Source organism: Acrocarpospora pleiomorpha (assembly GCF_009687885.1).
Classification (GTDB): Bacteria; Actinomycetota; Actinomycetes; order Streptosporangiales; family Streptosporangiaceae; genus Acrocarpospora; species Acrocarpospora pleiomorpha.
On the sequence record NZ_BLAF01000027.1, the window covers coordinates 27428 to 41824 of the forward strand.

General features: G+C 69.3%; 13 protein-coding genes and 1 riboswitch. Of the genes, 12 read left to right on the forward strand and 1 reads right to left on the reverse strand.

Annotation, left to right across the window (positions count from 1 at the left end; translation table 11 throughout):
* Positions 1-225: 225 nt before the first annotated feature.
* The 7 genes from Aple_RS23835 (at position 226) to Aple_RS23865 (ending at position 8608) form a co-directional block, all read left to right on the forward strand.
* Positions 226-1542: an NYN domain-containing protein gene (locus tag Aple_RS23835; RefSeq protein ID WP_155346905.1), complete on the forward strand. Its 1317-nt coding sequence runs from the start codon at positions 226-228 to the stop codon at positions 1540-1542.
* A gap of 111 nt (positions 1543-1653) precedes the next feature.
* Positions 1654-2616: a C40 family peptidase gene (locus Aple_RS23840; RefSeq protein ID WP_155346906.1), complete on the forward strand. Its 963-nt coding sequence runs from the start codon at positions 1654-1656 to the stop codon at positions 2614-2616.
* Between the two features lie 389 nt (positions 2617-3005).
* Positions 3006-3168: riboswitch (cyclic di-AMP (ydaO/yuaA leader) on the forward strand.
* A gap of 106 nt (positions 3169-3274) precedes the next feature.
* Positions 3275-3790, forward strand: a complete 516-nt coding sequence (locus tag Aple_RS23845) for a C40 family peptidase (RefSeq protein ID WP_246264734.1) — start codon at positions 3275-3277, stop codon at positions 3788-3790.
* A gap of 670 nt (positions 3791-4460) precedes the next feature.
* Positions 4461-4901, forward strand: a complete 441-nt coding sequence (locus tag Aple_RS23850; protein WP_155346907.1) for a hypothetical protein — start codon at positions 4461-4463, stop codon at positions 4899-4901.
* Between the two features lie 202 nt (positions 4902-5103).
* The gene (locus Aple_RS23855) at positions 5104-5934 is read left to right on the forward strand and encodes a peptidase MA family metallohydrolase (protein ID WP_155346908.1); all 831 of its coding nucleotides are present in this window, start codon (positions 5104-5106) and stop codon (positions 5932-5934) included.
* Between the two features lie 264 nt (positions 5935-6198).
* Positions 6199-7452, forward strand: a complete 1254-nt coding sequence (locus Aple_RS23860) for a M48 family metallopeptidase (protein WP_246264735.1) — start codon at positions 6199-6201, stop codon at positions 7450-7452.
* Between the two features lie 31 nt (positions 7453-7483).
* Positions 7484-8608, forward strand: coding sequence for a glycosyltransferase family 4 protein (locus Aple_RS23865; protein ID WP_155346909.1), 1125 nt, complete (start codon positions 7484-7486; stop codon positions 8606-8608).
* Between the two features lie 2 nt (positions 8609-8610).
* On the opposite strand, the gene Aple_RS23870 is transcribed toward Aple_RS23865, so the two are convergent.
* Positions 8611-10359, reverse strand: a complete 1749-nt coding sequence (locus Aple_RS23870; protein WP_155346910.1) for an AMP-dependent synthetase/ligase — start codon at positions 10357-10359, stop codon at positions 8611-8613.
* A 195-nt stretch (positions 10360-10554) separates the two neighbouring features.
* On the opposite strand from Aple_RS23870, the gene Aple_RS23875 reads away from it, so the two are divergent.
* From Aple_RS23875 to Aple_RS23895, 5 genes are all read left to right on the forward strand, one after another.
* Positions 10555-11322, forward strand: a complete 768-nt coding sequence (locus Aple_RS23875) for a metallophosphoesterase family protein (RefSeq protein WP_155346911.1) — start codon at positions 10555-10557, stop codon at positions 11320-11322.
* Positions 11323-11336: 14 nt separating this feature from the next.
* Positions 11337-11798 carry an SRPBCC family protein gene (locus tag Aple_RS23880; RefSeq protein ID WP_155346912.1) on the forward strand — a complete coding sequence of 154 codons (462 nt, stop codon included), beginning with the start codon at positions 11337-11339 and terminating at the stop codon, positions 11796-11798.
* 61 nt (positions 11799-11859) lie between these two features.
* Complete coding sequence (locus tag Aple_RS23885; RefSeq protein WP_155346913.1) at positions 11860-13008, forward strand: ArsA family ATPase; 1149 nt, start codon at positions 11860-11862, stop codon at positions 13006-13008.
* Complete coding sequence (locus Aple_RS23890; protein WP_155346914.1) at positions 13005-13418, forward strand: DUF5304 family protein; 414 nt, start codon at positions 13005-13007, stop codon at positions 13416-13418. The genes Aple_RS23885 and Aple_RS23890 overlap by 4 nt, the downstream gene beginning before the upstream one ends.
* Positions 13419-13436: 18 nt before the next feature.
* On the forward strand, positions 13437-14381 hold the full coding sequence (locus Aple_RS23895) for an ROK family glucokinase (RefSeq protein WP_155346915.1): 945 nt from the start codon (positions 13437-13439) through the stop codon (positions 14379-14381).
* The last annotated feature ends 16 nt before the right edge of the window (positions 14382-14397 follow it).

The following is a 14397-nucleotide window of genomic DNA, read 5'->3' on the forward strand; positions in this document are numbered from 1 at the left end:
ATAGATCGTCCTAGTTGACGAAGGGGGTGGTGGTTAGCAGGGATTCGATGATCGCGCAGGTCATCGCGGGGATGGGCTGTTCCGCGGAGGAGGTCCCGCAGTGGGTGGTTACAGGTGGAATCCACTGATTCGGGCGGGGGAGGATGGCAAGGTCGCGGAAAGTGATGTGGTAGCGCCGCAGAGCCGTACCCTTGAATGAAAGACCAGAACGAGGAGCGACCAGGGATGAGTTCAGCCGGAGAGGGCCTGTCTCGTCCCCTGCCCGAGCAGGTTCGGGCGCATGTCGTCGAGTTGGCGGCCCAGGTGCTCGGCGCGATGCCGGGCGGGACGATTCCGCCGCCATTGCGGGGGATCGCGAAGTTCGATCCCCGGAAGCGGGCGCGGCTGGGCAGCGCGCCCATCGCCGCGCAGCTGGAGAACGACAAGGAGTTCCGCGAGCTCGTCGCGGAGGCGCTGACCGCCGCCTGGCCCGAGCTGGTGGCGGCGCTGGCCGAGGAGACCGTGCCGCCCGCGGCCGAGCCGGTGCTGGTGGCGGCGGCTGCCTACCTGACCAGGCCGCCCGGCTGGGCCGAGCTGGTCGAGCAGGCGCGCGAGGACATCGACCGGGCGGCGGCGCTGGGCAGCCAGCGGGAGCAGGCCGAGACCCGGCTGCGCGAGCAGCTCGCGGCCCAGCGCACGGCGGCCAAGGAGGAGATCGACCGGGTCAGGGAGCAGTTGCGTGCCGCGCGGTCGGAGAACGCCGATCTGCGGCGCAAGCTGCACGACGCCAGGGAGCGGGCCAAGGCCGCCGAGCTGCGGGCGCAGGAGCTGGACGCCGCCACCGCCGACGCGCGCAACCGCGTCGCGGGCGCCGGGGCCGCCGCCGAGGCGGAGATCCGCAAGCTGAAGGAGCGGCTGGCCGAGGCGGAACGCCATCTGGAGGCCAGCCGCCGGGCCGCCCGCGAGGGCCGCAGCGTCGAGGACGCGCGGATCCGGGTGCTCATGGACGCGCTGGAGGACGCCGCCAAGGGGCTGCGCAAGGAGCTGTCGCTGCCGACGTCGATCAGCAGGCCGGCCGACTACGTGACGGCCGTGACGCCGGGGCCGCCCAGCGTGCGGGCGGTTCCCGCGCGGGCGCTGGCCGACGACGATCCACAGCTGCTCGATCAGCTGCTGGCGATACCCAACCTGCATCTGGTCGTCGACGGTTACAACGTGACCAAGACCGGCTACGGATCGTTGACCCTCGTCGATCAGCGCAGTCGGCTGCTGACCGGGCTCGGCGGCCTGGCCGTGCAGGTCAAGGTGGAGATCACGTGTGTCTTCGACGGGGCCGAGCTGGACGGTCCCGTGCAGGTCTCCGCGCCGCGCGGGGTGCGGGTGGCGTTCAGCGCGCCCGGTCAGATCGCCGACGACCTGATCCGGCAGCTGGTACGGATCGAGCCGCCCGGGCGGGCCATCGCGGTGGTGTCCTCCGATCGGGAGGTGGCCGAGTCGGTGCGCCGGATGGGGGCCAGGCCGGTGCCGGCCACCTTGCTGCTCCGAAGACTTGGCCGTGCGTGATCAGTTGATCGCGATGGGTGATGAACTGGGCAAATAGCCCGAATCGGTTGAGCGGGCAAGATCGCTTCACTAGAGTTCCCGTCCAGGTCTGTCGGTCTGGAAGGGGTTCTTGTGCGTGGGCGAGCATCGGTCGCGGCGGGTTTGGCCGCAGCCGTCATCCTCCTGCCGGTCGTCGGCGCGCAGGCGGATCCCAAACCCACGCTCGCCGAGGCGCAGGCCAAGCTGAAGAAGCTCAACAAGCAGATGGACGACATCGTTGACGACTACAACGGCGCCAACGAGAAGTGGAAGAAGGCGAAGAAGCAGTACGACAAGGTCAACGCCGCCTTCAAGAAGCAGGACCTCCAGGTCCAGGCGTTACGGGCGGGTGTCGTCGGGGTCGCGGTGACCAACTACCAGACCGGCGACTTCCGGACGCTGAGCGGGCTGTTCACCGCCGACGATCCGGACACGATGCTCAACACGATGGCGCTGATGGATCAGCTCGCCGCCGGGCGCACCCAGTCGCTGACCGAGTTCGAGGTCGCGATCAAGGGGCTGCGGACCCAGCGTGAGGAAAAGAAGAAGACCTACGAGGACGCCGCGAAGGTCAAGGACGAGCTGGTCAAGAAGAAGAAAAAGGCCGACCGCATGGTGGCCGAACAGGTGAAGCTGCTGCGGGAGCTCGGTGCGTACAACCCGGGCAACACCAACAGTGCGGGGCAGGTCTACACCGGGCCCGCGTCCGGGAACGCGCTGGCGGCCCTTGAGTTCGCCTATGCGCAGATTGGGAAGCCCTACCGGTATGGGGGGACTGGTCCGGGCTCGTGGGACTGCTCAGGGCTTGTTCAGGCCGCCTGGGCGAAGGGCGGGGTCAGCCTGCCGCGGACGAGCTACGAGATGTGGGCCTGGGGGGCGAACCGGCGGGTGTCGGTGAACGCGCTGGAGCCAGGGGATCTGGTGTGGCACAGCGGGTTCGGGCATGTGGGGCTTTATGCCGGGGATGGGAAGGTCGTGCACTCGCCGCAGACGGGGGATGTGGTCAAGGTGACCCCCCTCAGTCAGTACAACCCGGACAAGGCTGTCCGCCCGTAGGCAAGGCTGTGCCCCTGTAGGCCCGTTCAGGCTGTCCGCCTGTCGGCACGCGTAGCGCGTTCAAGGCTGTAGGCATGGTGGCCGATTCGTCCCGGTGTTGGCCGGTTGGAACGATCTTACGGACCCGTGGGGCTGATGGGGCTTCTGGTGCCATGTTCAGCTTCTGATTCGTGAAGTGTGACCAGAGTCACATTAGGCATTGAAATGCCGGTGTATGCAGGGGTTTTACGAATAAAATCTAGTTATCTGATCTTTATCTTTGGAGAAAGCTTTGCGTAATCGTGGTGAAGCTCGGTAGTTTCTGGGCCGCGACGCACAAGCCATGGCGTCGCCACCATGTCAGCCGAATGTGCTGATGTCTCCATAAAGATCCATGTGTCGCATGTCACAAATGCGACCGGCCGAGTCCATGCAGTCAGGAGGCATGGAGCCGGGGACCCAAATGGCTCTGTACGCAGGAGCTAAGGGGTGAATCGGTGTGAATTTCCACCGTAGGGCGACTTCCCCGCCCGAATCCGTCAGCTAACCCGGTAGGCGTACGTGGAAGATCATAGGAGCGATCCTGTCAACCACCCCCGCATGTCTGTCCCGTCTTGCCCGTCTCTCCCTGGGCGGCGTCGCTCTCACGGCCTCGGTCGGAGTGTTCGCGGCGCAGCCCGTGGCGGCTGACACGACGACAGTCACCCTCACGAAGACCGAAACGGCCGACCAGGCCACCACCGGGAACGTTCCCATCTCCGATCTTCCGGCCGCCGGCCGGGCGAAGAGTTCGGTGAAGCAGCGCGCCACGATGAGCAAGGCCGCACGCCAGCGGTCCAAGGCTCGGCGGGCCGTCGCGGTGGCCAAGGAGCAGATCGGCGATCCGTACCGGTGGGGAGCCACCGGTCCCGGCGCGTTCGACTGTTCCGGTCTGGCCGTGTTCGCCTGGCGCAAGGCAGGCGTGAAGCTCCCGCGAACCACCTACTCCCAGCGTCGCGCGGTGAAGAAGAAGATCTCCTGGAAGAACCTCAAGCCCGGAGACCTGATCTTCACCAGCGGCGGCGGTCATGTGGGCATCTATGTCGGCAAGGGCAGGATGGTCCACTCCCCGCACAGCGGAGCCCGCGTTCGCATCGACAAGCTGAACTCCTACCGCAAGCGCACCTTCGTCGGTGCGGTACGACCCGGTCTCTGACCCTTTTCGCTCTCTCATCGGTACTTCGCCTGCTTTCGCGGTGCGAAGTACCGATGAGAGAGCCGCAGTCGCTCATGATCCTTGATCTTTGGTGGCAGCCTCGCAGCGGGAAGGGCGGGAAGCCGATCGCAAGCGTTTCGTCCGCGGGCCTGGCGGCTCCACGCACTCGCTGCGGCAGCTCCCAACTCAGTCCCTGGCGGCAGTCAATGTGGGGCGGCTCCGCGTGCTCGCCGCGGCAGCTCCCAACTCAGCCCCGGACGGCAGTCAATGTGGGGCGGCTCCGCGTGCTCGCCGCAGCAGCTCCCAACTCAGCCCCGGACGGCAGTCAATGTGGGGCGGCTCCGCGTGCTCGCCGCAGCAGCTCCCAACTCAGCCCCTGGCGACAGCCAATGTGCGGCGGCTCCACGCACTCGCTGCGGCAGCCGGATCGGCTCGCCCGTCCTGAATTGCGTGCCCGCCAGGAGGTGATGGTGATGACGAGCCGGAGGCAGGCCCTAGCATCCTGAGCAGGACAAATGGCGAGCCGGGCCAGGCGACAGGTCCCTTACCGTTTCGCTACTGCTACTAAGCGTGTTCATTTGATTACGCTGAGTAGCGAACGGATCGGTCCGGAATCTCATCCGATGCTGTCTGGCCGGGCCGGTCGTCCCCCACACCAGGAGGCCTCGTCATGCCGAGCCAAACTGCCGTCCTCACGCTGACCGCCGTCGCCGCCGCCATTGTGGGCATCGGCGCGGGCGTCGCCGCCCACGCCACGATCGGGGGCACCGAAACCCCCCAAGTCGCCGCCCGCATCACGACCGGGGGAGCCATTACCCCCCACGCCACCGCCGCCGCCGTCGTCAAGGCCAACGGCACCGTGGTGCGCTCCACCGGTGTCACCGCCGTACGAAAGATCGCCACCGGTCAGTACTGCGTCGACATCGAGCCCAATATCGACGCCACCAAGACGATCCCGGTCGCCACCAAGATGTGGGGCGCCCCCTGGAACTCCACCGTCCTGGCCTACTCCGGCCACAGCGCGTGCGGCGCCGGACGCCATATCTTCGTCGGCACCGGCTACACCACCGGCGGCGCCCACGACGTCCCCTTCCACCTGGTCGTGCCCTAACCGAACCTTCCGGCCCACAACCGCGTGGCCGAAGGACGTTCCGCTCCGCTCCCCGGTTGACCCGCGGAATCGTCGCGTGGCGGACAACCGCCCAGCTCCCTCGAGCTGGGCGGGGCCGTCCCATGTCCTGGCCGCGCATAACATGCCTCCCATGCGCGTACGGCTGACGTCTACCGATCCGGCTGATTGGTAGACAAGATCAATGCCTCCCCTGCGCGTACGGCTGACCGCCGCCCTCCTGGCGGCCACGCTGACGGCTTCCGCCTCCGCGCCCCCCGACGATCTACTCGCCCAGGCCCGCGCGATCGCCCGCGAACATCCCCGGTTCTGGACTGACGCAACGATCATTCGCACGGGCGGATCGCTTCTGCTGATCGCGCGGGGTGCCCCCGGCGCGGCGACGCTCGCTGGGGAGGTCGAGCGGGCCCGCCAGGCGGTCAACCGGGTGTGGAAGGTGGCGGGGGCGGTGATCCTGGTGCCGCGTTCGACGCAGGACGCGGCGGTGCTCGCCGAACCCGCCGGAGTACGGGGGATGGCCGCGCTGGCGGATGTGGATCACGTGATCATCGAGCCGGAGGGATTCGGGCGGCTTTCCGAAGTGGGTCGGCGGGTCGTGCTGGCGCACGAACTCACCCATGTCGCGACAGGGGCGGCGACGAGCGGGGATATGCCGATGTGGCTGGTGGAGGGATTCGCCGACTATGTCGGATATCTGGACAGCGGGCTCTCGCCGCGCGTGGCCGCGGCCGAACTAGCCGAGGAAGTGCGCTCGGGCGTCATGCCCCAGGAACTGCCGGGACGCGACGCCTTCGAGGCCGGTTCCACGCGGCTCGCGCAGGTGTATGAGGAAGCCTGGCTGGCCTGCCGTTACATCGCCGAGCGCTTCGGGCCGGAACGGCTGGTGGCGCTCTACCGGGCCGCGCTGGACGGAGATCCGGACACAGCGATGGCACGCACCCTTGGGGTGAGCACGGGGGATTTCACCGAGGGTTGGCGGCAGTACGTGCGGCAGCTGCTTGTTGGGCCGGTGTGATCGGGAGTTTCACCGAGGGTTGGCGGTAGTGCGTGTGGTGGCTGCTTGTTGGGCCGGTGTGATCGGGAGTTTCACCGAGGGTTGGCGGTAGTGCGTGTGGTGGCTGCTTGTTGGGCCGGTGTGATCGGGGATTTCACCGAGGGTCGGTGGCAGCTTGTCGGGCCGGTGTGGATGGGAGTTTCGCCGAGGGCTGCGTCGGTACATGCGGCGGCAGCTTGTCGGGGCGGTGTGATACGAAGGTCTGCGAGTCGGGGGAGGTGGCCGGTGGAACGGTCGGGGACGCGGGGGGCGGCCTTCGCGCTGGCGGGGCTGGGTGTCCTGCTGATCGTGGTGGTGGCGGTGACGACGCCGTGGCAGGTGCTCTCCGGCGCGCCCGCGGCGGAGCCGGATCCGGCGCGGGACTTCAGCGCTCAGGAGATCGCCCGCGCCCAGGCCTTCGACGTGGCGACCAGTGTTCCGTCCTACCTGTCGCTGGGCGTGACGCTGCTGGTGGCGGGCGTGCTGGTGCTCACGCCGTTCGGCACCCGGGCGCTGGCCCGGCTCAGGGGCCCGTGGTGGGTGCGGGTCCTGATCGGGGTGGTCGCCGTCTATGGCGTCTCGCTGGCGCTGAAATGGCCGCTCGGCATGTGGCTCGAGACCGTTCTCCGGGAGTATGGCCTGTCCACCCAGACGTGGGCGGCCTGGACGGGGGACCGGCTCAAGAACTTCGGCCTGCAGGTGGCGCTCTCGGCGATCATGATCCTTGTCGTGGTGGCGCTGGCCAGGAAGTGGCCCAGGCGCTGGTGGATTCCGGCCTCGGCGGGCGCCTTCGTGCTCACCGTCGGGCTGTCGTTCGCCTATCCGGTGCTGGTCGAGCCCGTGTTCAACGACTTCGCGCCACTCCCCGCCGGGCAGCTGCGCACCGATCTGCTCGCCATGGCGGAGCGGGACGGCGTTCCGGTGAACGATGTGCTCGTGGCGGACGCGTCCCGGCGGACCACCGCGCTCAACGCGTACGTGTCCGGGTTCGGGGCGACGCGCAGGATCGTGGTGTACGACAACCTGCTCAAGGAACCCGCGAAGGAGACCGAGCTGATCGTCGCTCACGAGCTCGGCCACGCCAAGAACGGTGACGTCCTCTACGGCACGCTGGTCGGAGGCCTCGGGGCGGCCCTCGGCACCTGCCTGCTGTTCCTGGTGGCCCAGGGCCTGGGCCGCCGGACGGAGGTCCCCACCCTCGGAGATCCCCGGGCAGTCGGCCTGCTGGTCGGACTCATCTCACTCGGCACGTTCCTATCCGGACCCGCGCAGAACCTGGTGAGCAGACACATCGAGGCCCGCGCTGACGCCCATGCCCTGGAACTGACCCGAGACCCGGTCACCTTCACCACCATGCAGAAACGCCTGGCCACCAGAAACATCTCCGACTTGTCCCCAGACATCGTCGAATATGTGCTCTACGTCTCACACCCGACGGCTCCCCAGCGCATCGCCATGGCGCGCTCCTGGGCCCTCCTGAACGGCGCCAACGAACCGTGACCCCGGCCAGGGCCACAGGACGGAGGCCCGCGTGGGTCGGACGCTGATTGTCACCAATGACTTTCCGCCGCGGCCTGGGGGTATTCAGTCGTTTGTGCATGCGCTCGCGTCTCGGCGGCCGCCTGGGTCGGTGGTGGTGTACGCGCCGCGGTGGCCGGGGGATGGGGAGTTCGATGCGCGGCAGCCGTACGAGGTGGTGCGGCATCCGGGGAAGTTGATGTTGCCGACGCGGGATGTCGCGCGGCGGGCGGCTCGGCTGGTGGAGCCGGGTACCACGGTGGTGTTCGGGGCCGCCGCCCCGCTCGGTCTGGTCAGTCCCGCGCTCCGGGCCGCTGGAGCCGAGCGGGTGATCATGTTGACGCATGGCCATGAGGCGTCCTGGGCTCGACTGCCGATCGCCCGTGATCTCCTGCGCCGGATCGGCGAGCATGCCGACATCGTCACCTATCTGGGTGCGTACACTCGCGCGCGGCTCAGGACGCAGATCCCCGGGGCCAAGCTGGTGCGGCTGGCGCCCGGTGTCGACACCGGCCTGTTCCGCCCGGGCGCGGGTGGCGCTCAGGTCCGGGCGAACCTCGGCCTGACCGGCCGCCCGGTCGTGGTCTGCGTCTCCCGCCTGGTCCCGCGCAAGGGCCAGGACATGCTGATCAAAGCCTGGCCCCACGTCCTGGCCCGGGTCCCGGACGCCGCCCTGCTGCTCGTCGGCGGCGGCCCCGCCCGCAAATCCCTGGATCGCGCCGCCGCCGTGCACCGCGACAGCGTCGTCATCACCGGAGCCGTGCCGTGGTCGGCGCTGCCCGCCCACTACGACGCCGGCGACGTCTTCGCCATGCCCTGCCGTACCCGCCTGGCGGGCATCGACGTCGAAGGCCTGGGCATCGTCTACCTGGAAGCCTCCGCCACCGGCCTCCCCGTGGTGGCCGGCTCCTCCGGCGGCGCCCCCGACGCCGTCCGCCACGGCGAGACCGGCCTCGTCGTCGACGGCACCGAACCCCACGCCATCGCCACCGCCCTGCTCACCCTGCTCCAGGACCCCGCCACCGCCCGCACCATGGGCGAACGCGGCCGCGCCTGGATCGAACGCGAATGGACCTGGAACCAGGTAGCCGCCCGCTTCGCCACCCTGCTCCTGGACCGCCGCTCGGGTGTCTCCTGACGTCAGGAGCCGTAGAGTTCGTCGATTTGTTTGGCGAAGTCGCGCATGACGAGGTTGCGCTTGACCTTGAGGGAGGGGGTGAGGTGGCCGGTTTCTTCGGTTATGTCGTTTTCTAGGATGACGAATTTTTTGATTTGTTCGGCTTTGGAGACCATGCGGTTGGCGTTGTCGATGGCGCTTTGGACCTCGGCGCGAAGTTCCTCGTCGGTGAGGGTGACCTGGGCGAGGGCCTCGGGGTCGAGGGTGACGAGGGCGCCGATGAAGGGCTTGTCGTCGCCTACCACCATGACCTGGCTGATCAGCCGGTGGGCGCGGATGCTGTCCTCGAGAGGAGCGGGCGCCACGTTCTTGCCCGCGGCGGTGACGAGGATCTCCTTCTTGCGGCCGGTGATCTTGAGGTAGCCGTCCTTGTCGAGCTCGCCCACGTCGCCGGTGTGGAACCAGCCGTCGGAGTCGATCACCTCGGCGGTGGCGCGCTCGTTGTTCCAGTAGCCGTCGAAGATGTGGCGGCCCTTGACCAGGATCTCGCCGTCCTCGGCGATGCCGATGGTGACCCCGGGGAAGGGCTTGCCCACCGTGCCGACCTTGTTGGCGCCGGGGATGTTGACCGTGGAGGGGGCGGAGGTCTCGGTCAGGCCCCAGCCTTCGAAGACCTCGATGCCGACGCCGCGGAAGAAGTTGCCCAGGCGCTCGCCGAGCGCGGAGCCGCCGGAGACGGCCGCGGTGAGCTTGCCGCCGGTGGCCGCGCGCAGCTTGGTGTAGACGAGCTTGTCGAAGGCGGTGTGCTTGAGCCGCAGGCCGAGACCGGCGCCGCCGGTGGCCTCGGCCTTGCTGTACTCGATGGCCACGTTCGCGGCGGCGTGGAAGATCTTGCCCTTGCCCTCCGCGGTGGCCTTCTGCTCGGCGGCGTTGTAGACCTTCTCGAACACGCGCGGCACGCCCAGCAGGAAGGTCGGCTTGAACCCCTGCAGGTCGGGGGCGACGTTCTTCATGTTCGGGGTGTGCGCGAGCACGGTCCCGGTCTCCAGCAGGACGATCTCCACCATCCGCGCGAAGCTGTGCGCCAGCGGCAGGAACAGCAGGGCGGCCCTGTCGTCCACGGTGAACATGCTCTCCAGCGGGCCGAACGCCACGTTCCGCGCCGTGAACAGCAGGTTGTCGTGGGTGATCCGGCAGCCCTTCGGCATGCCGGTGGTGCCCGAGGTGTAGATGATCGTGGCCAGGTCGTGGCCGCTCTGGCCGGTGCGGCGCTCGGTCAGCGTCTCGTCGCTGACGGACGCGCCGGACTCGATCAGCGACTCCAGGGCGCCGCCGTCGATGTTCCAGACCAGCGGAAGGTCGGGCGCGGCCTCCCGGACGGTGTCCTCGTGCGCGGCGGTCTCCACGAACGCGGCTTTGGCGCCGCTGTCGGAGATGATCCACTTGACCTGGTCGGCCGAGCTCGTCTCGTAGATCGGCACGCCGACGCCGCCCGCCGCCCAGATGGCGTAGTCGGCCACCGTCCACTCGTACCGGGTGCGGGACATGAGCGCGATCCGGTCGCCGGGCTCGACGCCCGCCGCGATCAGGCCCTTCGCCACGCCCGCGACCGTGTCGCGGAACTCCGCGGCGGTGACCGCGACCCAGTCCTCGCCGACCTTGCGCCGGATGGACACGGCGCCGGGCTCGTCCACCGCCCGCTGGAACACCGTGTCGGTGCAGTTGGCCGACAGTGGGACGTCCACCAGCACGGGAACGCTGTACTCGCGCACGGTCACTCCTTTGGGGCACCGCTGGGTAAGTTTTGCACCGGACGCTACCGCGAGAAGTTACGCGTTGGTAGGTCCGTCACCCAGGCGTTATCCGGGCGATTTCACGCTATCAGCCCGAATATGGATCATGGCTGCGACGCGCAGGCCCGAGCCGGGACCAGGCCCGGCGGCAGGTGTTTGGTTAGGATTGCGGGCATGCGGATCAACGTCGTCAGCGACGTCCACGGGCGGGCCGACGCGCTGGCCCGCGCGGGCGAGGGCGCCGACGCCCTGATCTGCCTGGGGGATCTGCTCCTGTTCGTCGACTACGCCGACCACTCGCAGGGCATCTTCCCCGACCTGTTCGGCGCGGACAGAGCCAGCGAATACGTCGGTCTTCGCACGGCCAGGCGGTTCGACGAGGCCAGGGCCCTGTCGGCCGCCCTGTGGGCGGAGCGGGGCGGCGACCCGCGCGAGCACATCGAGATCGCCGTCCGCGCGCAGTACGCGGAGATATTCGCCGCCATGCCCACCCCCGCCTACCTCACCTACGGCAACGTGGACCTGCCCCGTCTCTGGACTGAGTACGCCCGCCCGGGCCACCAGATCCTGGACGGGCAGACGGTCGAGATCGGCGGGCTGACCTTCGGGTTCGTCGGCGGCGGGCTGCGCACCACCTACCGCACGCCGTACGAGATCGACGACGAGGAGTATGCGCGCAAGGTCGACGCGCTCGGCCACGTGGACGTGCTCTGCAGCCACATCCCCCCGGCCGTCCCCGAGCTCCTGTACGACACCGTCGCCCGGCGGTTCGAACGCGGCAGCGAGGCCACCCTGGCGGCCATCCGCCGCATCCAGCCGAGGTTCGCGCTGTTCGGCCACGTGCACCAGCCACTGGCGCGCCGCACCAGAATCGGCCGCACCGAATGCGTAAATGTCGGGCATTTCCGGGGTCGTGGCACGCCGTTCACTCTCGAATGGTGAAGTACGGTTAGCCCATGGCTGATCGCACCACGTCGAGCATCACGATCGGCGCAAACCCGTCGACCATCATGACCGTGATCGCCGACTTCCCGGCATATCCCCAATGGGCCGGCCAGGTGAAGTCGGCGCAGGTCCTGAGCGACGACGCGGAGGGCCGGCCGCGGACCGTCAGGTTCGTCCTGGACGCGGGCGTGATCAGCGATGAGTACACGCTGGAATACGACTGGGACGACGCCGCCGTCAGCTGGCACATCGTCGACAGCGGCCGGATGGTGTCCGGCCTCACCGGCAGTTACCGCCTGGCCGAGCGGGGCGGCGGCACCGAGGTGACCTACGAGCTGGCGGTGGACCTCAAGGTGCCGATGATCGGCATGATCAAGCGCAAAGCCGAGAAGGTCATCATCGACACGGCCCTGAAGGGGCTGAAGAAACGCGTCGAGAGTGAAGGTAATTCAGAAGGAGCCCGGCGCCGTTGAAGCGAGTCACCTGCCTGGGGCGAAGCGATCGACGGGCGAGCTTTTGAATTACCTTCAGAGCATGAGGGTCCTGCTCTTCACGGGGAAGGGCGGCGTCGGCAAGACCACCGCCGCCGCGGCCACGGCGACGCTCGCCGCCAGGCGCGGCCTCAAGACGCTGGTCGTGTCCACCGACACCGCGCACTCCCTGGCCGACGCGCTGGCCGTGCCGCCCTCCGACGAACCGGTCGAAGCCGCGCCCGGCCTCTACCTGCAGCAGGTCGACACCCAGCGCTCGCTCGAACGGCACTGGGGCGAGCTGCAGGACTACGCCAGGGCGGCCTTCCACGAGCTCGGCCTGGACGAGATCACCTCCGAGGAGGTGACCGTGCTGCCGGGCGCCGAGGAGATCATCGCGCTGCTGGAACTGCGCGAGCAGGCCCGCACCGGCCGGTGGGACGTGATCGTCGTGGACTGCGCGCCGACCGCCGAGACGCTCCGCCTGCTGGCCCTGCCGGAGGCGCTGGACTGGCACGTCAGCCGCCTGCTGCCGGTCGGGCGGCGGCTGCTGAAGGCGCTCGGCCCGCTCGTTCGCCACGTCGCCAAGGTCAGCGCGCCCGAGGAGAGCGTGCTCTCGGCCGGCGAACGCCTGCACCGCGGCCTGATGGCCGTCCGCGAACTCCTCACCGGCGACAACACCTCCGTCCGCCTGGTGCTCACCCCCGAGGCCGTCGTCGTCGCCGAGGCCCGCCGCACCCTCACCTCCCTCAGCCTGTACGGCTACCGCGTGGACGCCGTCATCGCCAACCGCGTCTTCCCCGCCGGCGGCGCCGACGAATGGCGCTCCCGCTGGGTCGAAGCCCAGACCAGGCAGCTGGCCGACGTGCACGCCTCGTTCGCGCCGCTGCCCATCCTGACCGTGCCGTACCTGCCCGCGGAACCGGTCGGCATCGACGCCCTGGCCGAGGTCGGCGACGCCCTGTACGGCGAGCACGACCCCTTCGCCACCCCCACCGGCGAACCCCCGATGCGCATCGGCGCCGACGAACTCACCCTCTGGCTCCCCCTCGCCGACAAATCCGACATCGACCTGGCCCGCAAGCGCGACGAGCTCATCGTCACCGCGGGCTCCTACCGCCGGGTCATCGCGCTCCCGGCCGCCCTCGCCCGCCGGACGGTCGCCTCGGCGGCGCTCCAGGACGGCCACCTCCGGGTAACGTTCGAGATATGACGGAAAGCAATGATCGGCCGGATCCGCTGGGTTCCGCCGCTGAAGAGGCGATGAAGTTTCTCGACTCGCTGCAGCAGCGGGTGGGCCGGGAGCTCGGCAAAGGGTTCGTCAAGGGCGCCGGGAGCGGGCTCGGCAACGCGTTCGGCAGCGGCGGGAGCCGCGGCAGGCAACAGGATGTGTGGGGGGAGGCGGTTTCCGGGCATGATCACGAGGAGTACATCTGCCGGGCCTGCCCGGTCTGCCGGGTCATCGCCGCGCGGAAGGAGTCGGGCGGCGACGTCGCCGACCACCTGATCGCGGCGGGTGGCGAGCTCCTCGCCGCCTTCCGGCAGGCGGTCGACTCCCTGCAGCGCCCGGCCTCGTCCCGGCGGCACGATGACTCGCGGGTAGAGCACATCGATCTGGGCTGACACCGGAAGAGGGACGGCATGACGCTGAGCATCGGCATCGACATCGGCGGCACGAAGGTCGCGGCCGGGGTGGTGGACGACGACGGGAAGATCGTCGAAAGCCTGCTCCGGCCCACCCCCGCCGACAATCCCGAGCTGGTGGCGGGCGTCGTGGCGGAGGCGATCAAGGAGCTGGCCTCCCGGCACGAGGTCGAGGCGGTGGGCGTCGGCGCGGCCGGGTTCGTGGACGAGACCCGGTCGGTCGTCCGGTTCGCCCCCAACCTGGCCTGGCGCGAGGAGCCGCTGCAGAAGAAGGTCGCCGATCTGGTCGGGCTGCCGGTGGTGGTGGAGAACGACGCCAACGCGACCGCCTGGGGCGAATACCGCTTCGGGGCCGGGCGCGGCGAGACGCACGTCGTGTGCGTCACGGTCGGGACCGGCATCGGCGGCGGCGTCGTGGTCGGCGGCGCGCTGTATCGCGGCCGCTGGGGGATGGGCGGCGAGCTCGGCCACATCCAGAGCGTGCCCGACGGCAAACGCTGCGGCTGCGGCAACCTCGGCTGCTGGGAGCAGTACGCGAGCGGCAACGCCCTGGTCGGCGAGGCCCGCCGCCTGGCCACCACCGACCCCGGCCGCGCGTCCGTCCTGCTGGAGATCGCCGGCGGCACGCCCGAGCGGATCGAGGGTCCCGAGATCACCGAGGCGGCCCGGGCGGGCGACCCGGTCGCGCTCGAAGCCTACGCCTGGCTGGCCGGGTGGATCGGCCAGGGCCTCGCGGACCTGGCGGCGGTGCTGGATCCCGGCTGCTTCATCATGGGCGGCGGCGTCTCCGCGGCGGCCGACCTGTGGCTGGACGGCGTGAAGGAGTCCTTCACCGAACGCCTGACCGGCCGGGGGCATCGCCCGCTCGCCGACATCAGGACCGCCGAGCTCGGGCCGTCCGCCGGCTTGGTGGGGGCGGCCGACCTCGCTCGGATGCCGTGAACGCGGACGAGTCCGG

What these genes read in the sequence shown, in the direction of transcription:
- Aple_RS23835 (WP_155346905.1), top strand. Translation starts at nt 226, where the DNA reads ATGAGTTCAGCCGGAGAGGGCCTGTCTCGTCCCCTGCCCGAGCAGGTT.
- Aple_RS23850 (WP_155346907.1), top strand. Translation starts at nt 4,461, where the DNA reads ATGCCGAGCCAAACTGCCGTCCTCACGCTGACCGCCGTCGCCGCCGCC.
- Aple_RS23855 (WP_155346908.1), top strand. Translation starts at nt 5,104, where the DNA reads ATGCCTCCCCTGCGCGTACGGCTGACCGCCGCCCTCCTGGCGGCCACG.
- Aple_RS23875 (WP_155346911.1), top strand. Translation starts at nt 10,555, where the DNA reads ATGCGGATCAACGTCGTCAGCGACGTCCACGGGCGGGCCGACGCGCTG.
- Aple_RS23880 (WP_155346912.1), top strand. Translation starts at nt 11,337, where the DNA reads ATGGCTGATCGCACCACGTCGAGCATCACGATCGGCGCAAACCCGTCG.
- Aple_RS23885 (WP_155346913.1), top strand. Translation starts at nt 11,860, where the DNA reads ATGAGGGTCCTGCTCTTCACGGGGAAGGGCGGCGTCGGCAAGACCACC.
- Aple_RS23890 (WP_155346914.1), top strand. Translation starts at nt 13,005, where the DNA reads ATGACGGAAAGCAATGATCGGCCGGATCCGCTGGGTTCCGCCGCTGAA.
- Aple_RS23895 (WP_155346915.1), top strand. Translation starts at nt 13,437, where the DNA reads ATGACGCTGAGCATCGGCATCGACATCGGCGGCACGAAGGTCGCGGCC.